This is a genomic window from Corynebacterium sp. ED61 (genome assembly GCF_015233855.1).
Taxonomy (GTDB): Bacteria; Actinomycetota; Actinomycetes; order Mycobacteriales; family Mycobacteriaceae; genus Corynebacterium; species Corynebacterium dentalis.
In genome coordinates, this window is the sequence record NZ_JADGIT010000008.1 from 17,149 (window position 1) to 42,186 (window position 25,038).

The 25,038-nt window shown below is 60.5% G+C and carries 21 protein-coding genes; 1 reads left to right on the plus strand and 20 read right to left on the minus strand.

Features of this window, described 5'->3' with window-relative positions:
• Positions 1 to 45: 45 nt before the first annotated feature.
• The 14 genes from IM764_RS08795 to IM764_RS08860 form a co-directional block, all read right to left on the minus strand.
• Positions 46 to 897, minus strand: a complete 852-nt coding sequence (locus tag IM764_RS08795; RefSeq protein WP_099298610.1) for a PspA/IM30 family protein — start codon at positions 895 to 897, stop codon at positions 46 to 48.
• Positions 898 to 1,001: 104 nt separating this feature from the next.
• Positions 1,002 to 1,406, minus strand: coding sequence for a helix-turn-helix domain-containing protein (locus tag IM764_RS08800; RefSeq protein ID WP_194187576.1), 405 nt, complete (start codon positions 1,404 to 1,406; stop codon positions 1,002 to 1,004).
• Positions 1,407 to 1,449: 43 nt separating this feature from the next.
• On the minus strand, positions 1,450 to 2,013 hold the full coding sequence (locus IM764_RS08805) for a CinA family protein (protein ID WP_194187577.1): 564 nt from the start codon (positions 2,011 to 2,013) through the stop codon (positions 1,450 to 1,452).
• A 14-nt stretch (positions 2,014 to 2,027) separates the two neighbouring features.
• A complete protein-coding gene (pgsA, locus tag IM764_RS08810) occupies positions 2,028 to 2,636 on the minus strand; it encodes a CDP-diacylglycerol--glycerol-3-phosphate 3-phosphatidyltransferase (RefSeq protein WP_228073684.1) in 609 nt (202 codons plus the stop codon).
• A 115-nt stretch (positions 2,637 to 2,751) separates the two neighbouring features.
• A complete protein-coding gene (locus IM764_RS08815) occupies positions 2,752 to 3,786 on the minus strand; it encodes a TerC family protein (protein WP_099298607.1) in 1,035 nt (344 codons plus the stop codon).
• 275 nt (positions 3,787 to 4,061) lie between these two features.
• Entirely contained in the window at positions 4,062 to 7,151 is a 3,090-nt protein-coding gene (locus IM764_RS08820) for a DNA translocase FtsK (protein WP_194187578.1), read from the minus strand.
• Between the two features lie 97 nt (positions 7,152 to 7,248).
• The gene (locus tag IM764_RS08825; protein WP_194187579.1) at positions 7,249 to 7,938 is read right to left on the minus strand and encodes a TIGR03085 family metal-binding protein; all 690 of its coding nucleotides are present in this window, start codon (positions 7,936 to 7,938) and stop codon (positions 7,249 to 7,251) included.
• Positions 7,939 to 7,956: 18 nt separating this feature from the next.
• Positions 7,957 to 10,203, minus strand: a complete 2,247-nt coding sequence (locus tag IM764_RS08830) for a ribonuclease J (RefSeq protein WP_228073685.1) — start codon at positions 10,201 to 10,203, stop codon at positions 7,957 to 7,959.
• Between the two features lie 7 nt (positions 10,204 to 10,210).
• Positions 10,211 to 11,113: a 4-hydroxy-tetrahydrodipicolinate synthase gene (gene dapA, locus IM764_RS08835; protein WP_099298603.1), complete on the minus strand. Its 903-nt coding sequence runs from the start codon at positions 11,111 to 11,113 to the stop codon at positions 10,211 to 10,213.
• Between the two features lie 105 nt (positions 11,114 to 11,218).
• Positions 11,219 to 11,971 carry an FAD-dependent thymidylate synthase gene (thyX, locus tag IM764_RS08840; protein WP_099298602.1) on the minus strand — a complete coding sequence of 251 codons (753 nt, stop codon included), beginning with the start codon at positions 11,969 to 11,971 and terminating at the stop codon, positions 11,219 to 11,221.
• Between the two features lie 6 nt (positions 11,972 to 11,977).
• The gene (gene dapB, locus IM764_RS08845; RefSeq protein WP_194187580.1) at positions 11,978 to 12,721 is read right to left on the minus strand and encodes a 4-hydroxy-tetrahydrodipicolinate reductase; all 744 of its coding nucleotides are present in this window, start codon (positions 12,719 to 12,721) and stop codon (positions 11,978 to 11,980) included.
• A 107-nt stretch (positions 12,722 to 12,828) separates the two neighbouring features.
• Positions 12,829 to 15,096, minus strand: coding sequence for a polyribonucleotide nucleotidyltransferase (locus IM764_RS08850; RefSeq protein ID WP_194187581.1), 2,268 nt, complete (start codon positions 15,094 to 15,096; stop codon positions 12,829 to 12,831).
• Positions 15,097 to 15,340: 244 nt separating this feature from the next.
• Entirely contained in the window at positions 15,341 to 15,610 is a 270-nt protein-coding gene (rpsO, locus tag IM764_RS08855) for a 30S ribosomal protein S15 (RefSeq protein WP_099298599.1), read from the minus strand.
• 221 nt (positions 15,611 to 15,831) lie between these two features.
• Positions 15,832 to 16,824 carry a bifunctional riboflavin kinase/FAD synthetase gene (locus IM764_RS08860; protein ID WP_099298598.1) on the minus strand — a complete coding sequence of 331 codons (993 nt, stop codon included), beginning with the start codon at positions 16,822 to 16,824 and terminating at the stop codon, positions 15,832 to 15,834.
• A gap of 142 nt (positions 16,825 to 16,966) precedes the next feature.
• On the opposite strand from IM764_RS08860, the gene truB reads away from it, so the two are divergent.
• On the plus strand, positions 16,967 to 17,836 hold the full coding sequence (truB, locus tag IM764_RS08865; RefSeq protein ID WP_255510495.1) for a tRNA pseudouridine(55) synthase TruB: 870 nt from the start codon (positions 16,967 to 16,969) through the stop codon (positions 17,834 to 17,836).
• A gap of 12 nt (positions 17,837 to 17,848) precedes the next feature.
• Here the strand turns inward: truB and IM764_RS08870 are convergent, their stop codons facing one another.
• The 6 genes from IM764_RS08870 to IM764_RS08895 all read right to left on the minus strand — a co-directional run bounded on the left by IM764_RS08870 (position 17,849) and on the right by IM764_RS08895 (position 24,962).
• Positions 17,849 to 18,484, minus strand: a complete 636-nt coding sequence (locus IM764_RS08870) for a 4'-phosphopantetheinyl transferase (protein ID WP_099298819.1) — start codon at positions 18,482 to 18,484, stop codon at positions 17,849 to 17,851.
• 86 nt (positions 18,485 to 18,570) lie between these two features.
• On the minus strand, positions 18,571 to 19,443 hold the full coding sequence (locus IM764_RS08875) for a metallophosphoesterase (protein ID WP_234990849.1): 873 nt from the start codon (positions 19,441 to 19,443) through the stop codon (positions 18,571 to 18,573).
• 112 nt (positions 19,444 to 19,555) lie between these two features.
• A complete protein-coding gene (locus IM764_RS08880; RefSeq protein WP_099298596.1) occupies positions 19,556 to 20,890 on the minus strand; it encodes an MATE family efflux transporter in 1,335 nt (444 codons plus the stop codon).
• The gene (gene rbfA / locus IM764_RS08885; RefSeq protein ID WP_099298595.1) at positions 20,890 to 21,336 is read right to left on the minus strand and encodes a 30S ribosome-binding factor RbfA; all 447 of its coding nucleotides are present in this window, start codon (positions 21,334 to 21,336) and stop codon (positions 20,890 to 20,892) included. Before rbfA ends, IM764_RS08880 begins: the two co-directional genes overlap by 1 nt.
• A 160-nt stretch (positions 21,337 to 21,496) precedes the next feature.
• A complete protein-coding gene (infB, locus tag IM764_RS08890; RefSeq protein ID WP_194187583.1) occupies positions 21,497 to 24,535 on the minus strand; it encodes a translation initiation factor IF-2 in 3,039 nt (1,012 codons plus the stop codon).
• A 106-nt stretch (positions 24,536 to 24,641) separates the two neighbouring features.
• Positions 24,642 to 24,962 carry a YlxR family protein gene (locus tag IM764_RS08895; RefSeq protein WP_194187584.1) on the minus strand — a complete coding sequence of 107 codons (321 nt, stop codon included), beginning with the start codon at positions 24,960 to 24,962 and terminating at the stop codon, positions 24,642 to 24,644.
• Positions 24,963 to 25,038 lie beyond the last annotated feature (76 nt).

A 25,038-nucleotide genomic window follows, 5' to 3' on the forward strand; every position in this document is an offset into this window, starting at 1 on the left:
CCGCGAAATTCTCAACCGCAGCCCGGCCGGAACGCGTGAAAAGTTCTAGGACTCTCCTCGCAGCTGGCGCATGCGCTCTGCCACGGCATCGTTAGCCAGGTTGCCTGCGGCAGGTTGTCCACCGGAGATGGCCTGCTGATTCTGTCCGCCCTGCACCTGGTTCTGGCCAGCGTTTGCTCCGCCGCCCATCTCTGCCCGAATCTGCTCCAAGCGGGAGTGTCCGGCCAGCTTGACGCTTGCCTGCTCCACTTCCATCATCCGGCCCTGTACGGAGTTCTGCGCCAGTTCCGCCTGACCCAACGCGTTAGCGTACCGAGACTCGATCTTCTCCCGAACCTGGTCCAGGGAAGGACCGCCGTTATTGGTCAGAGAGTCCATGGACTGCAGGGTGTCCGCCACGCGCTCCTGCATCTTTGCCTGCTCCAACTGGCTCAGCAGCTTGGTGCGCTCGGTGGTCTTCTGCTGCAGCTGCATCGCGTTGCGCTCTACGGCCTGGCGAGCCTGTGCGGCGGTCTGCAGAGCTTGGTCATGCATAACCTTCAAGTCTTCAACGGACTGCTCGGCGGTGACCAGTTGTGCGGCGAAAGCCTCGGCGGCATTTTCATACTCCGAAGCCTTCTGGTTATCGCCGTTGGCGCGAGCATCGTCAGCCAGCTGCAGTGCGTTCTTGGTACGAGCCTGCAGGCTTTCGATATCCTGCAGTTGGCGGTCGAGCTTCATCTCCAGCTGGCGCTGGTTACCGATCACGGCTGCTGCTTGCTGTGACAGTGCACGGTGCTGGCGCTGTGCTTCCTGAATGGCCTGCTCAATCTGGATCTTGGGATCCGCGTTCTCTTCGATCTTGCTATCGAACAAAGCCATAAGGTACTTCCATCCCTTAGTGAATGGATTAGCCATTGCGAGAACTCCTTAAACAGGGTGCATCCGGACAAGCCGCCGCACACTCTAGTGATTGTTGTAGATCGGGCTTGATTCTACCAGTGACAAGCCACGCACACGGGCTAGTTCCGTGCAGCTTCAGGCACGGCAGGCTGGCTGTTCATCGAGGCGGCCAGCTGTGCGGCAGCGGCATCCAGCGCCATCATGTCCGCGGCTTCCAGGATCACGGAGGCCACGGATACTCCCATCGCGTGGCAGACGCTCGCGAGCAGCTCCGAGGACACTTCCTTGCGCCCGCGCTCTAGCTCGGACAGGTAGCCGGGGCTGATGTTTGCCATCTTGGCCAGCTCCCGCAGAGTAAATCCACTCTGCGAACGGAACTCCTTCATCGTGGCACCCAATGCCTCGCGCAGCAGTGGTTCGTTGTCCGGAACGTGCAGCGCTGACGGCACGTTGGCGTGCTCGTTCCGCGATTCGGCGCCTACGGCTACCGAATTGTCTTCCCTCACCATCGTTTGTTGTGTCATCACACATCCCAACGGATAATCGCGCGGTTTTGTTCCCGCAATCCTAACCTTTCAGACCCTCGAGCAACCCCGAGAGCGCAAAATTGACCGCTAGCTGCCGAATCATCGCCCGCTGGTGCGAAATCTCCGCCTCCGTTGGATCCCCTGTGGTTGAGCTAGCGTGCTCAAGGAACGGTGGTCGGGGCATTCTTTGTGCCGACGCCAAGCCCCTGACCGACCACCCAACGTAAACCTCCCCCACGGGATGACCATCCTGGGGATCCGGGCCTGCCACTCCCGTTAGTCCAATGCCTACATCCGCTGTGCAGCGCTGCGCTGCGCCACTCGCCAATAGTTCAGCTACGTCGGGATCAATGGGTCCCTGTTGACTAAGAAGTTCCGCATTCACGTCCGCCAAAGAATGCTTGAGGTCCGTGGCATAAACCACGAGCCCGCCGCGCAAGACGTTCGAGGCTCCAGGCACGCTGGCCAACGATGCAGCACACAGGCCTGCCGTTAGCGATTCAGCAGTGGCAAGAGTCAAACCTTCTTGCCTGCATCGTTCGATCACCGCACGGGACAGCCGAGATGTCTCGTCAACCAGCTCATTCAAAGACGTAGAGACCATCAGGCAACCAGCACTTAAGCCTGTTGTTTGCGACTGTCTAAGAGATACTGCACACCGGAGACAACGGTAACGATCACCGCGGCCGCCATTACGCCATGAGCAACCCATTCCATGGGGCCTTCCACGGGAAGGATATAGAGAGTCACTGCCAGCGTCTGCAGTACAGTTTTCAGCTTTCCTCCCTTGGAGGCTGGAACCACTTGTCCCTGGCGAGCCAAAACCATTCGCCAGGCAGTAATTCCCAGTTCGCGGACCACGATGACCACCGTGACCCACCACCACAGATCGGCCAAGATATTCAGGCTGACCAGAGCGGAGATCATCAGCGCCTTATCCGCGATGGGATCTGCCAGTTTGCCGAAGTCCGTAACGACCTCGTACTTACGGGCTAAAAAGCCGTCTAGCTGATCGGTGAACATCAGCAGGATGAACGTGAGAAGCGCCCACCACCGAGAGCTCAGTGCGGAGCCTCCGTCTTCCCAACCGCCACTGGACAGGATCAGCCACAGGAACACCGGGATCAAAAGGATGCGCACGGTGGTCAACACGTTGGGCAAACTCATGCTGTACACCAGACGTCCGAACGCCGAGCGCTCAACCTGGTGTGCTGTCTGCCTAGTCATGAGTGTGAAGTGTGTCCTATTCCCTCGTGCGCGAGACGGTGCGGTGAATGTCTATTTACGACTCTAGTGCGAACTCGTAGTCTACCGAACAACTCGCCGCGTACAGGTGTGAGTTTTACTCGGAAGCCGCGCCAGCTTTCGACTCTTCTGCGGAAGCCTTTTCCGCCCGCTTCTTACCAATGGTCAGCGAAGCCACCGTGGTGATAACCAAAATGCCCACGATCACCAGCAAGGACATCTCCACCGGCACCTCTGGCACCGCAATACTCTCGCCACCATTGATGAACGGAAGATTGTTTTCATGCAGGGCGTGCAGCAACAGCTTGATACCGATAAAGCCCAGGATCAGAGACAGGCCATAGGACAGGTACACCAGCTTGTCCAACAGTCCGTCCAGCAAGAAGTAGAGCTGGCGCAGACCCAGCAATGCGAAGGCATTGGTGGTAAACACGATGTATGGCTCTTGGGTAATGCCGTAAATAGCTGGAATGGAATCCAGCGCAAACAGCAGATCCACAAAACCGATGGCCACCAGGGCAACAAACAGCGGAGTCAGGACGCGCTTGCCATTTTCCTTAAACCACAGTGCGTCGCCGTGAGTTTCTCCCTTCACAGGAATGACCTTGCGGATCAGTTTGATGATCGGCATGTCATTGGGGTCAGTCTCTTCCTTGTCTGCCACCTCATCCCACAGCAACTTCGCTGCAGTCCACAGCAGGAAGATCGCGAATAAGTAGAACACGTCGGACCAGGCCGAAATAACTGCAGCGCCCAGCAGGATGAACAGCAATCGCATAGCCAATGCGATGGCGATACCGATCAACAGCACCTTTTGCTGGTACTGACGCGGAATCTTAAAGGCACCCAAAATGAGCGCGAAAATGAACAAATTGTCCACGCTCAGTGCCTTCTCCGTCACATAGCCGGTGAAGAACTCGATGCCATGCTGATGTGGATTGCCGGGCTCACCCCAGGTCAGCCACAGGAAACCGCCGAACACGCACGCCAAGGCGATATAGAAGATGGACCAGCCTGCGGACTCCTTCATCGAAGGGTCATGCGGGGTTTTTACGTGCGAGTAGAAATCGAAAATGAAAAAGCCAGCGACCACCACAATGGTGATAGTCCACGTCAAAGCATTTACTTCCATGAAAAAAGACCTCCGGTCTCAAAGCGTTCAAAAAGGACCGGAGGTCTCCCCCACTGTGTGCGCCAGCATATTTTCAGCTTTTGTCGCTGCTGGGCATGACAGCCGACATGACCGAGTACCGCCAGCCGAAGCTGAGGTGACCGTGTTGACGGCCGATGTCGTGGAATCGGGGTACTCCCCTCCATTGCCTACAACTGTACACGGCAATGTACTTATTCCCGTATTCCCAAATCAATACTCGGCGCCGAGGGGAAAGATCCTGAGATCTAGTTCTCCTAGAAGGAACCGGTGGTCGGGCGGGCAGAGACCACCCGTGGAGAATCATGACCGGAGCCGGAGGCCTGGTCTGAGTTGGCGTCGGAAATAACACCATCCTCATCCCCTTCCGAACCGGGTTCATCGCCATCCAGATCCACGTCCTTAGGAGCATCCTCCGGATTGGCACCCTTGATCATCCAAATGATGGTCTCCAACTCATCCGGCTTAACCAGCACCTCGCGGGCCTTGGAACCCTCGGACGGGCCCACTACTCCGCGGGTTTCCATCAAGTCCATCAAGCGACCTGCCTTGGCGAAACCGATGCGGAGCTTGCGCTGCAGCATGGAGGTAGAACCGAACTGGCTGGCGACAACCAACTCCACGGCCTGGATGAGGTCTTCGAGGTCGTTGCCGATATCGGCGTCGATGTCCTTCTTCGCCTCGGCAGCCTTGTTCTCGGTGACACCTTCGGTGTAGTTCGGGTCCGCCTGATCCTTGGCAGCGTCCACCACGGCCTGAACTTCTTCATCGGTGACGAAGGCGCCCTGAATACGCCGCGGCTTGCCCGCACCCTGTGGAATGAACAGGCCATCGCCCATGCCGATCAACTTCTCCGCACCAGCCTGATCCAAGATCACGCGGGAATCCGTCAGCGAGGACGTGGCAAAGGCCAAGCGGGACGGAACGTTGGTCTTAATCAAACCAGTGACCACGTCCACAGACGGACGCTGCGTGGCCAGGACCAGGTGAATACCCGCCGCACGAGCCTTCTGCGTGATGCGCACAATCGCATCCTCAATCTCACGCGGAGCAGTCATCATCAGATCGGCCAGCTCGTCGACCACACACACGATGTAGGGGTACGGACGGTACTCGCGCTCGCTGCCCAACGGAGTGGTGATCTCGCCAGACTTGACCTTGCGGTTGAAGTCCTTGATGTGGCGCACACGGCAGCTCTTCATGTCCATGTAGCGCTGTTCCATCTCTTCCACCAGCCACGTCAGCGCGGCCGCTGCCTTCTTCGGCTGGGTGATGATCGGCGTGATCAGGTGTGGAATGCCCTCGTAGGGCGTCAGCTCCACCATCTTCGGGTCCACCAGGATCATGCGGACTTCCTCCGGAGTGGCGCGCGTCAGGATGCTGACCAGCAGCGAGTTGACGAACGCGGACTTACCGGAGCCCGTGGAACCAGCCACCAACAGGTGCGGCATCTTCTGGATCGAGTGCGCCACAAAGTCGCCTTCGATGTCCTTGCCCAGGCCCACCAGCATTGGGTCGTGATCGCCGACCACCTTGGGAGCGCTCAGCACATCGCCCAGGCGCACCATTTCACGGTCCGAGTTCGGCACCTCGATGCCCACTGCGGACTTGCCAGGTATTGGGGTCAGCAGACGCACGTTGTCCGTAGCCGCAGCGTAGGCCAGGTTGGACTGCAAGTTGGTGATCTTGGAGACCTTCACGCCCGGTCCCAGCGCGATCTCGTAGCGAGTCACTGTAGGGCCACGAGAAAAGCCGGTGACGGTGGCATCGATATTGAATTCTTCGAAGACGTCCGTGATCGCCTCGATCATCAGATCGTTTGCCTCGGAGCGCGTCTTCGGTGCTTCACCGGGAACCAACAGGTCCGTGGACGGCAGGTTGTAATCCGTCTCCGGGTCTCGTGCCGTGGTGTCTTCATTTCCGACGCCAGCTCCTGCCTGTTCCACCTCTGACTTCGGAGTAGAGGCGGGAACGGCCGAAGCATCGATGCCGGAACGGGCGATGATCGCTTGCCGCATGGCCTCGCGGGAATCGTCCACGGGATCCTTCGCTGCGGCCTTGGCTGCGGGCTTGTTGTCCACTGCCTTCTTCTTCGCTGGCGCAGGAGCAGAAGAGGCGGCCGCTACAGGAGTTGCTGCCGGTTCGTCATCTTCGAGCAGCTCCGCCGCGTCATCCAGCGGCGCGGACTTTCCCACCTTGGCGCGCGTGCTCCTGCGACTGCGAGGTGCAGCGGTCTCCGCATCAGCTGAGGCTGCCACACCAGCACGGCCTGCACGTCCTGCAGAGGTGTCCAGCACTTGGGTCTGGTCTGCTGGTTCCACCGGATAGTTGTCCATTGGGGTGGGCGCGGTTCGCGCACGGGACGGCCGCGCGGATGCAGGCGCACCGCGGGTTCGTCGAGGCGCGCGATCGTCCTCGATGGACTGCTCCAGTTCGGCATCCACATCGCCATAACGATCATCTACGTCAGCATCGTCATCCTCGGAATAGTCTCGGCGCAGTCCGAGCCATCCGGTGACCTCTCCCCACACCTGCGCAATGGTCAGTCCCGTCAGCTGCAGGGCTCCGTACACTACCGCTAGCAGCAACAGCGGTACCGCCAGGTACGGCGTGAAGCCCACGGCCATGGGGCTGCCAACCAGCTGGCCCACGAGGCCACCGGCGGCGGCCTTGCCTTCCGAGCCAGTTGGTGTGCCGGCGAAGATATGGATGATTCCCAACGTGGGTACCACGATCAGGATCGATCCCAACCACAAGCGCAGCGGGGATCGTTGAGTGGTCCATACGCCGACCATGAGGATCCAGGCGCCGAACAACAGCAGGACGGGAACCAGCAGAGAGCCAGCACCAATGAAGAACTGCAGAACGCTCGCGATGCCGTTACCCACGGCTCCGCCCACGTTGAACCACAGCGTGCTTCCCAAGATGATAGCCAGTGCGAACAGTCCCAGTGCTGCACCATCATGGCCTCCGCCTACCTCACGGTAGGAGTAGCCTTCGGCATCCTCAGTATCCATATCTGTGTCAAAGACTTCAGTAGGAGCGTCTGGGTTATCCACGAAGTCATTATCTTCGCGGAATCCGCTGGAAGCCGCCTTGCGCGTCAATCCGCCGATGCCGCGAGCCGCTCCGGAAAACACAGATCCTAAAGAACTGCCCACAGCACCGAAGGCGCTTCCGGTCCTCTCGTAGTCCGATCCAGCGTGGAAGCTGCCCGGAGATTGTCGACGTGGGGCCGGACGCGCAGACGAGTTATGACCGCCTTGGGACTTCCGACGGTTCTGGGAACCATGGGAACCACTGGGGCGGCTGGTCGTGCGGGATCGCGAACGGCTAGACACAGTCATGCCTCCACTCTAGTCGCACTAATCACATCAGTAACAGTCGCAACACGCGCCCCGACGGAGAAACTACTTACATCCGTGGGATTTTGCTCTCCCAGACCTAGATGCTGCGCCGAGAGATGCGCTTCTGCGCGCCTGGCTTATCCTCGGAGATCTCCACTTCGGCAGCGTCTTCCCTGCCGAATACCCACAGCAGCAGCTCGCCAACAGGCCCAGCGATTCGCACCTCATCGCCCTGTTTGGCACCACAAATGTGACGCTCTGGGGATGCAGCGGAACTGTCAGGGGTGGCGTCGACTGCCTCAAAAACTACCTGGACACCGTCGGCGCGCACCATGACCCGCGAGGCCTGCTGCACCACACGCCACAACTCGGCACGCATCTCGGCAGGCAGCTCTCGAGGAGCAACCCGCTCCCCTCCCCCACGGCGCACATCCTCGTGGTGAATGAAGTTTTCGGAAAGATTCACAAAGGAATCCGCCAAGCGAATGGGGTTCCACTTCGGAGGACCCTGACGGAAACCCTCCACTAGCTCCTCATAGGGGCGCTTCTCCAAGGTGCTGGTCACGCATACCAAGTGACTCTTGACGGGAGGAAGGAACATGCCGGCGGCCGCGTCCGGACGATGCTCGCGAAGGTAGAGGTGAACGGCCATATCACGGGTCTGCCAACCCTCACACAGCGTGGGGGCAGAAGGGCCCTGGGACAGCAAAAGACCCGCCAGAGCCTCGCGCTCTTGACGAGCGAAAGACTCTGAACGGGCCGAATTGGACTGGGATGCGGAAGTCATGCAACCCAGCCTAACCGCTTACTGAGCTGGCTGAGTGTCTTCCTCGTCCAGCTCTTCCACGATCTCGCTGGTCATCGGAACCACAGTTGGAACGATGAACGGCTTGCGCTTCCACTTATCGGAAATCAGCTTCCCCACGCGACGACGCAGCGCCTGAGCCATGCGGTAAGGATCATTCTCACCCTCACCAGCAAGGTCCATCATGATGTTGTCCACCAGCTCGGTGATCTCGCGCATCATGTCGCGCGCATCATCCGAGAAGCCCTTGGTCTGCACGGATGGTGCTTCCAGCGGGCGACCAGTGCGGTTGTCGATGACCACGGTGATGGACACCAGGCCACCCTCGGCCATCGCGGTGCGGTCCTCGAGGACCTCGGTATCGATATCGCCCATACGAGAGCCATCGACGTAGAGGTTACCCACGGTCATCTGACCAACGACCTTCGCATGACCGTTGACCAGGTCCACGAACACACCGTTTTGCGCGATGGGGATGTTATCGCCATTAACGCCGGTGCTGATGGCCAGATCGCGGTTAGCGCGCAGGTGACGCCACTCGCCGTGGACTGGCATCGCATTGCGCGGACGGGCAGCGTTGTACAAGAACAACAGCTCGCCGGAGTAACCGTGGCCAGAGGTGTGCACCTTGGCATCGCGGCCGGTGATCACGGTCGCGCCGATCTGGGACAGGTTGTTGATGACGCCAAACACGGCCTCTTCGTTACCTGGAACCAGGGAGGACGAGAGGATAATCAAGTCTCCAGCCCTGACAGTGATCTGTCGGTGCTCGCGACGTGCCATGCGGGACAGCGCTGCCATTGGCTCGCCCTGCGTACCCGTAGTGATGAGCATGACCTTGTGCGGAGCCATGCGGGAGGCATCATCCATAGAGACGATGGTTCCGCGCGGTGCATTCAGGTAGCCCATGCGCTCCGCGATCTCCATGTTGCGGATCATCGAGCGACCGTTGAAGGCCACCTTACGACCAGCGGCCACGGCGGCGTCCACTGCGGACTGCACGCGGGAGACGTTAGAGGCGAAGGATGCCAAGATCACGCGCTGCTTGGCCTCGCCCACGATGCGCTTCAGCGTCGGAGCAATGTCTGCCTCCGATCCGGACACGCCAGGGGTGGTGGCGTTAGTGGAATCACACAGGAACAGATCGATGCCCTCATCGCCGAAGCGAGACAGTGCAGGCAGATCCGTCGGACGGTTGTCCAGTGGAGTCTGATCCAGCTTGATATCGCCGGTGTGAACAACCAGGCCAGCGCCAGTCTTCAACGCGATGCCCAAGCACTCCGGGATGGAGTGGTTCACAGCGAAGAAACGGATATCGAACGGCCCGCGGTTCTCGTGGGAGTTCTCGTCCACCTCGATCAGCTTCGGACGCTGACGGTGCTCCTGGGTCTTGGCAGCAATCAGCGCGCAGGTGAAGCGAGAGGCAATGATCGGAATGTCCGAACGCTGCTTGAGCAGCCAAGGGATAGCGCCGATGTGATCCTCGTGGCCGTGGGTGACAACCAAGGCCTCCACGCGATCCCACTTGTCCTCCAGGTAGGAGAAATCAGGCAGGATCAGGTCCACGCCAGGCTCGTCGGAGCTGGGGAACAACACACCACAGTCGATGATGAGCAAGCGGTTGTTGTACTCGAAGACGGTCATGTTGCGACCGATCTCGGAGATACCGCCCAGGGCCACGATGCGCAGACCGTTCTGCGGTGCCTTTGGAGGCGATGGCAGGCGCTGGGTCAGGTCCATGCCCTGCATGGCCTTGAGTCCGCCCTTACGACGATCGCCGCCGTTGTTGTTGCCTCCACGTCCGCGACCACCCCGGTTGTTTCCGCCGTTGTTGTTGCCACCGTTTCCACGGCCGCCATCACGGTTGTTGTTTCCGCCACGGTTGTTGTTGCGGTTGGAGCCGTTGTTGTCTCCACCGTTGCCGCCGTTGTTACCGCCACCGTTGTTGCCACCATTGCGGCCCCGGCCACGGGAGCGGCGAGAACGACCACGGTTACCACCCTGGTTGTTATCGTCACCACCCTCGTTGGAGTCGTTTCCGCCGTTGCCGGACCGGTCGTTAGCAGGCTGCTCAGCGGCAGCGCGTGCTGATCCACCGTCGTTAAAGGTGGTTGCTACAGCCTCGTTGGCTGCGGAGGCCTGAGATACGGCATCGATATTCGTCGCTTCCGAGTTAGCGGCAGTTTCCGCGCTTGGCGGAGCTGCCTTCCGGGTCACCTTGCGGCCCCGGGAACGCTGTTCAGTCATATTTTCCTTACACGCCTGCTTCTTGCAGGTCTTGTTCAAGCTGAGTCAGTTCAGCATCAGTTGGTTCAATGATGGGCAGACGTGGGGATCCCACGTCGATGCCTCGGAGCTTCAAAGCAGCCTTCGCGAACGTCACTCCACCCAATCGAGCCTGTGCCCGCTGCAGCGGTGCCAGGCTTACGGCGATGCGCCGTGCTTCGGCCAGATCGTTGGCGTCAAAAGCATCGCGCAATGCGCGCAAACGATCCGCCGCAACGTGACCGATCACCGAGATGAAGCCGGTGGCACCGGAGGCCAGCCAGGCCAAGTTCAGTGGGTCATCGCCGGAGTACCACGCCAGGTCGGTGCTCTCCATCAGCTGCATTGCTGGGTAGAGGTCACCCTTGGCGTCCTTGACCGCGGCGATGTTGGGGTGTTCAGCCAAACGGGCAATGGTCTGTGGCTCGATCGGCACGACAGACCGAGAAGGAATGTCGTACAAGCACACGGGGATGTCTACAGCATCCGCAACTGCGGAAAAGTGCTGCACGAGTCCCTCTTGGCTGGGTCGGGAGTAGTACGGAGTGACCACCAACAGAGAGTCCGCTCCGGCCTCCTGGGAGGCGCGGGAGATCTCGATGGATTCCGCGGTGTCGTAGGTTCCACTGCCGGCGATGATCTTCAATCGGTCGCCCAGCTCGGAACGTACAGCTTTGAGCAGGTCCAGTTTCTCCTCCAACTTCACAGTTGGGGACTCGCCGGTGGTACCAGCAAGAACCAGAGAGTCACAGCCCTTGTCCACCAGATGTCCTGCTAGGGACACGCCGGCTTCCAAGTCAATGGATCCGTCCTTGTTAAAGGGCGTTGCCATCGCTACCGAGATTGTGCCGAACGCGTCGGTTCCTCGAGTCGCTGCATTACCTGTGCTCATGAGTCACCAGATTACCTTCCTGCCCGTTGTTTGGGCGTATTAGGGTGACATCGGCCATGTTGTGTGCGGGCCGTTTTATTTTTTCGACGCCAACTCTGCGCCGTGTTAGATATCGCTCACGTACGGGCTGGTGGCCATCTCGCCGCCGTCACGCAACGTGGTGATGGAGAAGTCTTCGAAGACCTCTGGTACGGACTGTTGAAGCAAGCGCAAGCTGCGGACGGCGATACGTCGGATTTCCGGATCGGCGTGTTCAGCGGCGCGCATCCCGATGAAGTGCCTCCAGCTGCGCAGGTTTCCGCTCATGACGAAACGGGTTTCTGCACAGTTGGGCAGCACTGCCCTGGCTGCTTGCCTTGCTTGTTTCATCCGTAGCACCGCGTTGGGCTCCTGGGCGAAGCTCTCGCTAATGCCGTCCAGGAGTTCACCGTAAGCATCGTAGGCCACGTCTGCAGACTGAAGGAATAACTTAGTCAGCCTCTCGTCCTTGAGCACCACTTCCGGCACCACCACGCGGGCTTCGTCCGAAGGAACGTAGCGCTGTGAGAGTTGGCTGAAAGAAAAGTGCCGGTGGCGCATGATCTCATGACTGCAGGATCGGGACACTCCCCGCAGGTACATGGTGGCGCTGGAGTGTTCCAGCACCGTCATGTGGCCGACGTCCAAGATGTGGCGCACGTATGCCTCGTTGGTGGCGGTGTGTGGGTTGGGCTTGTCCCACGTTTCGTAGCAAGCTCGCCCTGCAAACTCCACCAGTGATCCGCCGGCGGATGCTTCGGTTTCCCAGTCGATATTGGTGGGCTTATCGAAATCCGAGTGGCTCACCAGCTGGATATCGAGTTCAGCAACAGTAGCCATCGCAGATTAGAGCCCCAGGAAGCTTTCCAGACCAATGGTCAGGCCGGGATTCTTTCCGATCTTTTCCACGCCGATCAGCACGCCGGGAACGAAGGATTCGCGATCGTAGGAATCCTGCTTAATCGTCAACGACTGTCCGCGGGTACCGAAGATGACCTGCTCGTGGGCAACCATGCCGGTCATGCGCACGGCGTGAACAGGAATTCCGTCCACGTCGGCACCGCGAGCGCCTTCGAGACTCTGCTCGGTGGCGTCTGGCTGCTCCCCCATGCCCGCGTCCTTGCGGGCTCGCGCGATGCCCTCCGCCGTGTGCACGGCGGTTCCGGACGGTGCGTCCTTCTTGTTCGGGTGGTGCAGCTCGATGACCTCTGCCGATTCGAAGAAAGGCGCTGCCATCTCCGCGAACTTCATGGTCAACACAGCAGAAATGGCGAAGTTGGGAGCCACCAGCACGCCGGTGGCCTCGGAATCCTGCAACCATTCGCGAACCTGGCTATAGCGCTCTTCGGTCCATCCCGTGGTGCCGATAACGCAGTGGATGACGTGCTTGACGCAGAACTCGACGTTGTTCATCACAGCGTTAGGAGCGGTGAAGTCCACCACAACTTCAGCGCCAGAATCCACCAGCTGCTGCAAGTCATCGCCGTGATCCAGTGCTGCGGCCAGCGTGAGGTTGTCATCAGCCTCTACCGCCGCAACGATTGCGGTGCCCACACGACCGTGTGCACCCAGCACTCCAACCTTGGTCATCTTCTATCCTTTCCTCACACCGCTGATTCTCCCCATGGAGAATTCAACGCTTCTCATGAATGAAGGGTTGTTCCTTGGTGAAAAGGAGCAACCCCACATGGTGAATTTTAGTCTTCGACGAGAACCAGGGAAATCTTGCCGCGGTTATCGATATCCGCGATTTCTACCTGGAGCTTCTCGCCCACGGACACTTCGTCCTCTACCTTCTCCACTCGACGATCGCCGCCGATGTTAGAGATGTGCAGCAGACCGTCGCGGCCTGGCATCAAGGAGATGAAGGCACCGAACGCGGTGGTCTTGACCACGGTGCCCAGGAAGCGATCCCCTACCTTGGGCAGCTGCGGATTAGCAATCGCGTTGATGCGCTCCAGCGCATCCTCAGCAGCCTTGCCACCCACGGCGGAGACGAACACGGTGCCATCGTCTTCGATGGTGATGTCCGCACCGGTTTCCTCGGTGATCTGGTTAATGTTCTTGCCCTTCGGTCCGATCAGCTCACCGATCTTGTTGACCGGGATGCTCACGGAGGTGATGCGAGGGGCGAACTCGCTCATGTCATCAGGGGAATCGATGGCATCGTTCATCAAGCTCAGAATCTGGAGACGAGCGGTACGAGCTTGAGTCAGGGCGTCGGTAAGAACACCGGAAGGAATGCCGTCCAACTTGGTATCCAGCTGCAATGCCGTGACGAACTCTTCGGTACCGGCAACCTTGAAGTCCATGTCACCGAAGGCATCTTCGGCGCCGAGGATATCGGTCAAGGTCACAAACTTTTCCTTCTTGCCCACCATGCCGGAGACCAAGCCCATGGCGATGCCGGCAACAGGAGCCTTCAGTGGCACGCCCGCGTTGTACAGCGACAGGGTGGATGCACACACAGAGCCCATCGAGGTGGAGCCGTTAGAGCTCAGCGCCTCGGAGACCTGACGGATGGTGTACGGGAAGTCCTCGCGGGAAGGAATGACGGGAGTCAAGGCGCGCTCAGCCAGCGCACCGTGTCCGATCTCGCGACGCTTCGGGGAACCCACGCGCCCGGTCTCGCCGGTGGAGTATGGCGGGAAGTTGTAGTGGTGGATGTAGCGCTTAGATTCCGCTGGGCTCAGCGAATCGATGGTCTGCTCCATCTTCAGCATGTCCAAGGTGGTCACGCCCAGGATCTGGGTCTCTCCACGCTCGAACAGCGCCGAACCGTGAGCGCGTGGCACCAGCTGCACCACGATGCCGAGATCGCGGATGGTGGTGTGATCGCGTCCGTCGATGCGGAAGCCATCTTCCAGAATGCGACGACGCACCTGTTGCTTGGTCACATCGTTGTGTGCTGCACGGATCTCTGCTTCGCGCTCTGGGAACTCCTCGAGGAGGTTATCCACGGCTTCCTGCATGTTTTCTGCCAGTGCCTCATCGCGTTCCTGCTTGTCCGCGATCTGCATGATGGACTCGAGCTCCTTGGAGGACTCGGACTCCACGGCAGCGAAGACATCTTCAGCAAACGGTGGGAACAGCTCGAACTCGCGAGTTTGTGCGTCCACGGCTTCTGCCAGCGCACGCTGCGCCTCGCACAAGGTGGCAATGAAAGGCTTCGCCGCTTCAATACCTTCGGCTACAACAGCCTCGGTGGGGGCAGGCGCACCTTCAGCGATGCGCTCCACCACGTTGTTGGTCGCGCCGGCTTCCACCATCATCACGGCGACGTTAGGCTCCTGGGAGCCCTTAGCGCGGCGGCCACGGCCGCCGGTCGGCTGCGAATCAGTCACACGTCCAGCAACCACCAGCTCAAAGACCGCCTGGCTTTGCTGCTCGTGGGTTGGGAAGGCAATCCACTGGCCTTCGGGGTGCTTGGCGTCGGCAACAAGGGCCATACGAACGCCACCAACCGGGCCGGAGACAGGGAGGCCGGACAACTGCGTGGAGGCGGAAGCCGCGTTGATGGCGACCACGTCATACATGTCCTTGGTATCCAGGGACATCACGGTGACGATGACCTGGACCTCGTTGCGCAGGCCCTTGACGAAGGTTGGGCGCAGAGGACGGTCGATCTGACGAGCAGCCAGGATCGCATCAGTGCCGGGGCGACCTTCGCGGCGGAAGAAGCTACCGGGAATGCGACCGGCGGCGTACATGCGCTCTTCCACATCCACGGTCAGTGGGAAGAAGTCGATGCCCTGGCGAGGGTTGCGGGAGGCGGTGGTGGTGGACAAGAGCATCGTGTCTTCGTCCAAGTATGCGGCGACGGCTCCATCAGCCTGACGAGCCAGCAGGCCAGTCTCAAAACGGATGGTGCGGGTGCCAAAATCGCCATTGTCGATGGTGGCGACGGTTTCCCAAACTCCTGCGTCTGGGTCAACAAGTTCTGCTTCGATTTTTTGTGCGCTCATAGCGATAGTTGCAATCGCCTTTCTTTTGCGTTTGCTTCTCCCCACCAAAACAGCTGATCATCGGTGCCAGTAGTTCGACGAGGAATTGTTCTTCTTACAAGCTTTTGTTCACTTGTCCAGCCACGAGAGTACCAAAGAAATACCAGAACTCTGCATACACAAAATCCCGGCCACCATGTCCATAGTCTTGGACGGCGGTGACCGGGAGGGTGTGCGCTGTGTTTTTCAGCGCAGTGTGCTTCGACTAGCGACGCAGGCCGAGGCGCTCGATCAAAGTACGGTAACGCTCGACGTTGTTTTCTGCCAGGTACTTCAGCAGACGCTTACGACGACCAACCAGCAGCAGCAAGCCGCGGCGGGAGTGGTGATCGTGCTTGTGGAACTTCAGGTGCTCGGTCAACTGACGGATACGCACGGTCATCAGAGCAATCTGTGCCTCTGGGGAGCCGGTATCGGTCTCGTGTACGCCGAACTCCTTGAGAGTGTCAGCCTTCTGATCCTTGGTCAAAGCCATGGGATTCTCCTAGTAGATAGTTGTTTCAGTCCGCGCATTCAATGCCTGTGCCTTCACGCAAGTGAAGGGCTGTACTTCGAAAAGCAATTAAGGCGTGTTCACACGACTACCGCGAACCACAGTCGTAGACCGAACTACCCTAGCACCGGCAACCGGCGGCAACCAAAACCTGGAGCGCTGGCCAATTCTTGCGCTAGTCCCCCGGCACCAGTCCTCCATCATCAGTCCAAGACGCTACGCGTATCCGCGACGTCCTTGTTGATGGCCGTGATCAGCTCATCCAGCGAGTTGTAGGTCTCCATCCCGCGCAGGCGGTGCAGGAACTCCACGGACACTTCCAAGCCGTAGAGGTCTGCCTCGTGATCCAGCACGAAGGACTCCACGCTGCGTGGCTCGTGACCAAACGTGGGATTGGTTCCCACAGAAATTGCCGCTGGCAGCTTGGCTCCCACCGGCATGGTGCCCACCTGCTGAGCATCCTTGAGTTCCGGATTTCCCTGATCCGTGGACTTCACCGTGAGATAACCGGCATAGACACCGTCAGCAGGCAAGGCGAACTTTTCCGGGAAGTACAAGTTTGCCGTCGGGAAACCGAGGGCGCGTCCACCACGACCGGCACCGTGAGTAACCTCGCCGTACACAGAGAACGGCCGACCCAGCGCTTCGTTAGCCGCCTCGATGTTGCCCTCTTCCAGCTGCTGGCGGATGTAGGTGGAGCTGACGGTGTGGTCGCTGTCCTGCAGCAAGTCCAGGACGTGGACATCGATCCCCCGCTCTTGGCCGAGCCGCTGCAAATCCTCCGGCTTGCCTGCTGCCTTGTGCCCGAAGGTGAAGTTATCGCCCACGAACACTGCCTTGGCATTCAGCAGCTCCACCAGCACCTTGTCCACGTACTCGGCGGGGCTCCAGCTGGCGATCTCCTTGGTGAACCCGATGACCACCACGTGATCAATGCCGATCTCGGTAGCTAAGCGGGCGCGCTCCTCCACGGTCGCCAGCAGGGCTGGCACCGCTTGGGGGCGGAACACCACGGTGGGGTGCGGGTCGAAGGTGAACATGACAGACGGCACTGACCTGCGTCGTGCTTCGTCTACTGCCGCGCGCACCAGAGTCTGATGTCCGCGGTGTACACCGTCGAACACGCCGATGGTGACCACGGTTCCCTGTTCGCCCAAGTCCTGCGGCACTCTGTCCAGTCCGTACCAGATATTCACGGTGTTTTAGCCTACGTCATACACTGTCTGCATGACTCACTCCCACCCCTCCCCAAAGCAGCAGTCCACTGACCGCCCGCGTCCCGTCGAGGGCACGATTCTGCAGCGTTCCGGGGTGGTCATCGTGGATAAACCCGCGGGAATGACCAGTCACGATGTGGTGGGCAAGATGCGCCGGATCATGGGCACGCGTCGCGTGGGGCATTCCGGCACGCTGGATCCGATGGCCACGGGCGTTCTCGTCGTGGGCGTAGAGCGGGGCACAAAGTTCTTAGCGCACGTGGTCACGCACGATAAGCGCTATGAGGCCACGGTGCGCCTGGGTGCTTCGACGCTCACGGATGACTTCGAGGGTGAGGTGCTCGCGGAGGCGTCGCCGGAGGCGCTGCACGCGCTGACTGAGCAAGACATTCGCGATGCGTTCGCGGCTCAGATCGGCGAGATCATGCAGCGCCCCTCGTCCGTGTCTTCCATCAAGATCAATGGCCGCAGGGCGCACGAACTGGTTCGAGAGGGTCACGACGTGGTGCTCCCCGAGCGCCCCGTGACCGTACATTCGTTGGAGGTGGGTGAGGTTTGTCTTGTTTCCGACGCCAACTCCGACTCCCCGCACTGGTCAGCCACGATCTCAGTACATTGCTCCTCGGGCACCTACATTCGCTCTATCGCCCGTGATGTCGGCGATGCCCTGGGGGTTGGTGGCCATCTCACGGCACTGCGCCGGACGTCCGCCGGACCTTTCGACATTGCGGAGAGCGTGACTCTAGAGCAGTTAGCGGAGGCACCACAGCTGTCGTTGAGCCTGGATGAGGTCATGGCGCGCTGCTTCCCGGTGCGGGACATCACTCAGGAGCAGGCGCAGGACTTGTCCCTGGGCAAGTGGCTGGCGCCGGTGGGGCTCACTGACGTTCACGCAGCGGTGGCTCCGGATGGCAAGGCGATTGCCTTGCTCAAAGAGAAGGGCAAGCGTGCGGCGAGCGTGTTCGTGGCCCGTCCGGACGGGATGGAGTAGCGCGGGTTCGCGCTAGCGGCGCACGCCAGCGACGGTGACTACGAAGCCGTTGCGGATGGTCCAGTAGCCCTCGATGAAGGGCACGGGCACGGGGCGCACCAGCAGATACGAAGTGAACGTGCCATCCGGCCGGATGTCGATGTCCGCTTCGTCGAAGTCCAAGAAGCGACGAGCTAACGGGAACCACGTCTTGTAGGTGGTTTCCTTCGCGGAGAACAGCACCTTGTCTAGGTGTTCGATGCCTTCGTGGCGTGCGAGTCGACGCAAGCGTCGCTGCTCCTCCGGGCGGGCAATCGCATTGAATACGCCTTCCGGCAAGGCGGACGCGGGCTCGGCGTCGATTCCCAGAGAACGCCAACGAGAAGTCCTACCCACCAACGCGGCGCGGTAGCCTTCGGTGTGCGTGAGCGATCCGGTCACACCTTCTGGAAATGCTGGCATTCCGCGCTCGCCGCGGAGGATGGGTTCATCTTCTGCAAGATCCGCCATGGCTTGGTGCGCGCACCAGCGGGAATCGCCGAAGTCTGCCTTGCGCCGGTCCACGGCGTGCGAGACCAAGTCTTGCTCAGCAGGATGAAGATCATAGAAATGGTCGAGGTTCACGGATGAGGTGTGCAGCTCTACACAGCGGGTGCCTTTGGGCAGCATCGGCTCGGGAATGACGGCGGGAACGGACTGACCAGCGTAATCTGTCGCGGTCGCGCCGAACAGTGTCCTGGTGCGGATGTCACTTCTCATCGTGTCACCTCCTCTGTGAGTACTGGGCATGGCCATCGCCCTGCGTTAAGCCGCGGGGGCAAGGTTCGTTCTCTGTCCCTCGGATAACCGAGGGAGACCTCCGCGTGCGTTACATCTTCGACGCAAATATCTATCGGAATATGTAAATGACCATAGATCACGCAGGTCGCTTTGTATCTTCGAGGCCAGCTTTGGGTGTGCCGAGTCCCCGACCACAGCCCAATTTCCTGATGCACAACCTTTTCCATCGCCTCGCGCACCAGAGGCCAGTGGTTGATCAAGATCGTGGGCCCTTCCACGTGGGACAGGCGGCGGACGGTGTAGCTGAGACGCTCCCTGCACCACACAGGGATGTCCACGAAGGGTGCGATGGCGTAGTGATCCGTGAGCACCACGGAGCTCTCTTCTGCGGCGGCGATGGCTTCCTCGGGTGTAGTTCCGGGGGTACGCCAGGAGTGATCGTAGAGCGTGAACAGTGGCACGATCGTGTGTCCCGCGAAAGTAACGTACGGGTCTTCCGGGGTGAGCACGCCGATCTTTCGACATCCCTCTACCAAGTACTTGTACTTGTTGCGCCCCTTGAGGGGATCGTCCCCGCGGGAATACAGCTCGTGGTTTCCGGGAACCCAGATCACCGTCTCAAATCGCTCCGCTAGCCCGCGTAGAGCTCCCAGGACAGTGTCCGCATCCTCAGCCACGTCACCTGCGACGATGAGCCAATCTGCGGGATGGTTGGGACGCACGAATTCCGCGACCGCTTCCCTATTGCCGGGCGAGTTGATGTGCAGATCGCTGACCGCCCACAGGGTACGGACTTCAGGCTGGCCGGAAGAAGTGGCGCGCGTGTGAGCGCGGGGCAGCAATCGCACGACGTATCTCCTTGACCTTCCTGGACGTAACTGTGACTGGTGTTACTCAAGTGATTGTAGTTGTTTGTGGGGCAAAAGATAGAGCTGTTGCATTATGACGTTTGGCGTCGAACTACAAGGCAGGGCGCAACCACGCATCACCGCGATAACGCCACCAGACCGCGAGCAATCGCAACGCGATGAACGCCAACAGGCCGCACCAGACGCCAGTCAGGCCCCAACTGAAGATCCAGGCCAACCAGACTACGGGAATGAAACCCAACACCACCGAGGCGATGGTCGCGTTGCGCAAGAAGGAGACGTCGGCAGCGCCGAGGAGCACACCGTCCAGGGCGAACACCACTCCACCCAACAACACCAGCACGATAAGCAGCCACCACGGGACCTGCATCGTGTCCAGCACAGATGTGTCTTGGGTAAATATCCGTGGGAAAACGTGGTAGCCCGCGGCCAACACCACGGCGAGTAGCCCGGCCACCAGCACCGAAAACCGCAGCACGCGGTTCGCTACTTCCCTGGCCACAGGCGCCGAACGGGCTCCCAGCGCCGCCCCCACCAGAGCTTGGGCAGCGATCGCCATGGAATCTAACACAAGCGTGAGGAAGTTCCACAGCTGCAGCAGAATCTGGTGCGCTGCCAAGCTCGCCGGCCCCATGCGCCCCGCCACCGCAGCAGCGGACAGAAACGCCACTTGGAAAGATAGAGAACGCGCGATCAGATCCTTGCCCATCACCAACTGCGGCTTGATCACCGACCAACGCGGAGCAATCGAACGATCATCGCCCTCACGTGCCCATGCACGCCCTAGAACGACCAGAAAGCACGCTGCGATGATCCACTCACCCAGCACATTCGCATATGCGGAACCCACCAGGCCAAAGCGATTGACCGCCCATGGCACCGCCACGGCCATGGGAATCACGCCCGCCAACGTGAAGTACAACGGCAGCCGAGTGTTGGACATTCCGCGCAACCAGCCATTGCCCGCCATGGTCACTAGAGCGGGAATGATGGACGCGCAGGTCACGTGCATCCATTCCCTCGCTTTGTCCGCGACCTGCTGATCATGAGCCAGCCACAGCATGATCTGCGGTGAAGCGACAAACACCACAGACGCGAGAACAGCGCCCACGAATACCGCTACCCACGTGGCTTGCAACCCCTCGTAGAGCGCATCCGCGCGCCGGTTCGCGCCAAACAATCGCGCCGCGCGAGCCGTAGTGCCATAGGACAAGAACGTCAGCTGCGTAGTTACGGTGCCCAGCACCGTTGCGCCAGCAGCCAACGCCGCCAAGTCCTGTGCACCCAGCCGGCCCACCACTGCCGTGTCCAGCAGCAAATACAGCGGCGTTGCCGCCAGCACCACTAGCGCGGGCCACGCCAGGCCAAGAATGCGACGGGTCGAAGCGTCTACAGACGCACCCGCAGTGGCGTTCTCAGCCTGCACTACTGCTCCTCGGAATCCTCACCCTTGCGGTAAGGATCCGCCTCGCCTGCCGGCTGCGCACCAGCGGAACGCTCGCGGATGGCCGCATCTTGAGCGCGTGCCTTCTCCAACAGCTCCTCCATGTGCGCAGAAGCTTCCGGAACAGTATCGACAGCGAAGGACAGCGTCGGCGTGAAACGCACGGACAGCTGATCTCCGACGATCTTGCGCAACTGACCCTTTGCCTTAGCCAGCGCGTCCTCGGCCAGCTTCACGTCCGGCTCCTCATCCACCGTGCGCCCACGCACCGTGTAAAACACCGTCGCGTCATGCAGGTCACCCGTGACACGAGCATCCGTAATAGTCACCAGCTCCAGCCGGGGATCCTTGATTTCGCGTTCAATAGACGTCGCAACAATCTGCTGGATACGCTTCGCCATCCGCGCAGCACGTGCGTGATCGACCATCGTCAACACTCCTTGAGTAGTACTCGCCCGACCAGAGTTTGGCGTCGGGAAAAAAGAAAAAGAAACCTAAATGAGAGCGAGCCCCGCGCCGGCCTCCCACCGAAGCGGGGGCACGGAGACGGGGCTCCACTCGCGGTGCGTGCTGCACCAGATTACGCGACTAGTCGCGAGGTACTTCCACCAGCTCGTAGGCCTCGACAAAGTCGCCGACCTGGATGTCTGGGTAGGACAGAACCATACCGCACTCGTAGCCCGCAGAAACCTCGGTGACATCGTCCTTCTCGCGACGGAGGGAATCGATGTTCGCCTTTTCTGCCACCACGTTGCCATCGCGCACCAGGCGAACCTGGGCGTTGCGGCGGACCTTGCCGGATTCCACCATGCAACCTGCAATCAGGCCCACAGCAGAAGCCTTGAAGATCGCACGGATCTCGGCCTTGCCGATCTCGCGCTCCTCGTAGATTGGCTTGAGCATGCCCTTCAGAGCAGACTCAATCTCTTCGATCGCGCGGTAAATCACGGAGTAGTAGCGGATGTCTACGCCCTCAGAGTTAGCAACCTCAGTTGCCTTACCCTCGGCGCGAACGTTGAAGCCGATGATCACTGCATCAGAAGCAGCAGCCAGGTTCACGTTCGTCTCCGTCACAGCGCCCACGCCGCGATCGATGATGTTCAGTGCAACCTCATCATCTACCTCGATCTTGAGGAGAGCGTCCTCGAGCGCTTCGACCGTACCGGCGTTATCGCCCTTGAGGATCAGGTTCAAGGTGCTGGTTTCCTTCAGCACCGCATCCAGATCTTCCAAGGAGACGCGCTTGCGAGAACGAGCCTGCATAGCGTTACGACGACGAGCATTACGCTGATCCGCAATCTGACGAGCGGTGCGGTCATCGTCAACAACCAACAGGCTATCGCCAGCGCCAGAGACGCTAGTCAGACCAAGCACCTGCACGGGGCGTGATGGGCCAGCTTCCTGGACATCCTCACCGTGCTCGTCAATCATGCGGCGCACACGACCGTGCGCATCGCCGACCACGATGGAATCGCCGACTTGCAGCGTACCGCGCTGGATGATGACCGTAGCCACTGGTCCGCGACCGCGGTCCAAGTGAGCTTCGATGGCCACACCCTGGGCGTCCATCTCTGGGTTCGCACGCAGATCCAGCGATGCATCAGCAGTCAACAGCACAGCCTCGAGCAACTGATCGATGTTGGTGCCCTGCTTCGCGGAGATGTCCACGAACATCGTGTCACCGCCGTACTCTTCAGGAACGAGTTCGTACTCGGTGAGCTGTCCACGGATCTTGTCCGGAGCAGCACCTTCCTTATCGATCTTGTTCACTGCGACCACGATCGGAATATCCGCGGCCTTAGCGTGGTTGATCGCCTCCACGGTCTGTGGCATCACGCCGTCATCCGCTGCGACCACGAGGATGGCGATGTCCGTGGACTTCGCACCGCGGGCACGCATGGCCGTGAAGGCCTCGTGACCTGGGGTATCCAGGAAGGTCACCAGACGCTCTTCGCCTTCCAGCTCCACTGGAACCTGGTAGGCGCCGATGTGCTGGGTGATGCCACCGGCCTCGCCGCCACCGACGTTCGCCTGGCGGACAGAGTCCAAAAGGCGGGTCTTACCGTGGTCGACGTGACCCATGACGGTCACCACTGGAGGACGCTGTGCCAGCTGCTCTTCGCCGCCGACGTCCTCACCGAACTGGAGGTCGAAGGTCTCGAGGAGCTCGCGATCCTCGTCCTCAGGAGAGACAACCTCAACCTTGTAGTCCATCTCGTCACCCAACAGCTGCAGGGTTTCGTCAGACACGGACTGGGTAGCGGTCACCATCTCGCCGAGGTTAAACAATGCCTGCACCAATGCAGCTGCATCGGCATCGATCTTGTCCGCGAAATCGGACAGGGACGCACCGCGTGCGAGGCGAATCTTGGAACCCTTGCCGTTAGGCAGCTTCACGCCACCGACGACAGAAGGTGCCTGCATTGCCTCGTACTCGTTGCGCTTCTGCCGCTTTGACTTGCGTCCCTTACGTGGGGCGCCGCCTGGACGGCCGAATGCACCTGCGGTGCCACCGCGACGTCCGCCGCGACCGCCGCGTGGGCCACCTGGACCACCTGGGCCGCCACCGGGACCGCCGGAGCCGCCGCGGCCGCGACCGCCGCCTGGGCCACCAGCCGCAGACTTGCTGGGCATCTGACCCGGGCTTGGATGGCTCGGCATTATTGCTGGCGATGGACGGCTTCCGCCGCCCTGACGCTCTGCGCCACCGCGCGGTGCGCCGCCTGGCTTACCGCCACGGCCCTGAGTGCCACCTGGACGAGGACCGCCCTGACCGCCTGGGCGACCGCCCGGACGTGGACCACTCTGGCCGGACCGGGAAGCTCCCGGACGTGGCATATCGCCTGGGCCAGCTTGTCCTCCGCGTGGGCGAGGCGCTGGGCGCTCCGCGTTCGAGGAGAATGGGTTGTTGGCCACGCGTGGCGCGCGTCCGCCCGGCTTCGGGCCTGGCTTTGCTCCGGTTCCGGCATCAGATCCTGGCTTCGGGCCGGATCCTGGCTTCGCACCAGTTTTAGCTGCCGCAGCCGCTGGGTTTGGCCTGAATGCGCCAGGCTTAGCTCCTGCAGCGCCAGCACCTGGCTTAGCACCTGGCTTTGCTGCAGCGCTGCCACCGGCAGGCTGCTGTCCGCGCTGGCCGGAAGCGGACTGCTTCGCAGCCGGCTTCGTGCCCTGCGCGCCCGGCTTGGCGCCTGCACCAGGCTTGCCAGCTCCCGGCTTGCCCGCATTTGCGGTGTTCGGGGTGGCTCCTGGCTTGACGGAGGTGGTTGGTGCAGTTGCTGCCTTTGCCACTACTGGATTGGTGGGCTTTGTGGCTCCCGGCTTGGGGCCAGGGGTTGCGGAGCTCTTGGCTGCCGCAGCTGCAGGATTAGCTCCTGCGGACTTGACCGCACCTGGGGTGGGTTTGGCACCGGGCTTTGCAGCCCCCGGCTTAGCGCCGGCGGGAGCGGAGGAGTCCTGAGACTCCCCTGCTTCTCCATAGTGCTTTTTCATCTTCTTTACGACTGGCGGCTCCACGGTGGAAGACGCCGTCTTGACGAATTCGCCCTGCTCCTTGAGCTGAGCGAGAAGTTCTTTGCTGGTTACGCCGAGCTCTTTCGCAAGCTCGTGTACGCGTAGCTTTCCGGGCACTACTCTCCTTTGGTTTGTTGGAGCCGTAGGCCGGACAATTCACCGGCTACGTACGGCTCCCGTACTTGATGCTGCTCATCGCAGATGCTGCTTCATCGTGCGCTCATCAGTGATCGGGTACTTTCTCTTGCTTGTGTACGAGGTACGCACGGACCTCGTCGAGGTCCGCGTTGGCAGACACTTTCAACGCTCGGGGGAAAGCTCGTCGTTTCTCCGCGATCTCAAATGCCTGCAGTTCGGGCATGATCCACGCGCCGCGACCGGGTAGTCGCCGTAGTGGATCGGGGACGATCTTCACGTCTCCGTTGTCCTTGAATTGAGCCACGACACGCAGAAGTTGGCTCTGCGGTGCTGTTTTCCGGGTGGCGATGCATGTCCGTTGCGGAATGTGGGTGATGGTGCGAGGGAATACTTCTGGAGTATTCATCCAGCGCATCACGTCCTTTCGTCCGCTGACATGCGGTTCGTCAACCGGCCAATGTGGCTCAAGACCATCAACCATC

Coding starts and splice junctions, on each gene's coding strand:
- IM764_RS08795 (WP_099298610.1), bottom strand. CDS start 897: ATGGCTAATCCATTCACTAAGGGATGGAAGTACCTTATGGCTTTGTTC.
- IM764_RS08800 (WP_194187576.1), bottom strand. CDS start 1,406: ATGACACAACAAACGATGGTGAGGGAAGACAATTCGGTAGCCGTAGGC.
- IM764_RS08805 (WP_194187577.1), bottom strand. CDS start 2,013: ATGGTCTCTACGTCTTTGAATGAGCTGGTTGACGAGACATCTCGGCTG.
- pgsA (WP_228073684.1), bottom strand. CDS start 2,636: ATGACTAGGCAGACAGCACACCAGGTTGAGCGCTCGGCGTTCGGACGT.
- IM764_RS08815 (WP_099298607.1), bottom strand. CDS start 3,786: ATGGAAGTAAATGCTTTGACGTGGACTATCACCATTGTGGTGGTCGCT.
- IM764_RS08820 (WP_194187578.1), bottom strand. CDS start 7,151: ATGACTGTGTCTAGCCGTTCGCGATCCCGCACGACCAGCCGCCCCAGT.
- IM764_RS08825 (WP_194187579.1), bottom strand. CDS start 7,938: ATGACTTCCGCATCCCAGTCCAATTCGGCCCGTTCAGAGTCTTTCGCT.
- IM764_RS08830 (WP_228073685.1), bottom strand. CDS start 10,203: ATGACTGAACAGCGTTCCCGGGGCCGCAAGGTGACCCGGAAGGCAGCT.
- dapA (WP_099298603.1), bottom strand. CDS start 11,113: ATGAGCACAGGTAATGCAGCGACTCGAGGAACCGACGCGTTCGGCACA.
- thyX (WP_099298602.1), bottom strand. CDS start 11,971: ATGGCTACTGTTGCTGAACTCGATATCCAGCTGGTGAGCCACTCGGAT.
- dapB (WP_194187580.1), bottom strand. CDS start 12,721: ATGACCAAGGTTGGAGTGCTGGGTGCACACGGTCGTGTGGGCACCGCA.
- IM764_RS08850 (WP_194187581.1), bottom strand. CDS start 15,096: ATGAGCGCACAAAAAATCGAAGCAGAACTTGTTGACCCAGACGCAGGA.
- rpsO (WP_099298599.1), bottom strand. CDS start 15,610: ATGGCTTTGACCAAGGATCAGAAGGCTGACACTCTCAAGGAGTTCGGC.
- truB (WP_255510495.1), top strand. CDS start 16,967: ATGACCAGTCACGATGTGGTGGGCAAGATGCGCCGGATCATGGGCACG.
- IM764_RS08870 (WP_099298819.1), bottom strand. CDS start 18,484: ATGCTGCCCAAAGGCACCCGCTGTGTAGAGCTGCACACCTCATCCGTG.
- rbfA (WP_099298595.1), bottom strand. CDS start 21,336: ATGGTCGATCACGCACGTGCTGCGCGGATGGCGAAGCGTATCCAGCAG.
- IM764_RS08895 (WP_194187584.1), bottom strand. CDS start 24,962: ATGAATACTCCAGAAGTATTCCCTCGCACCATCACCCACATTCCGCAA.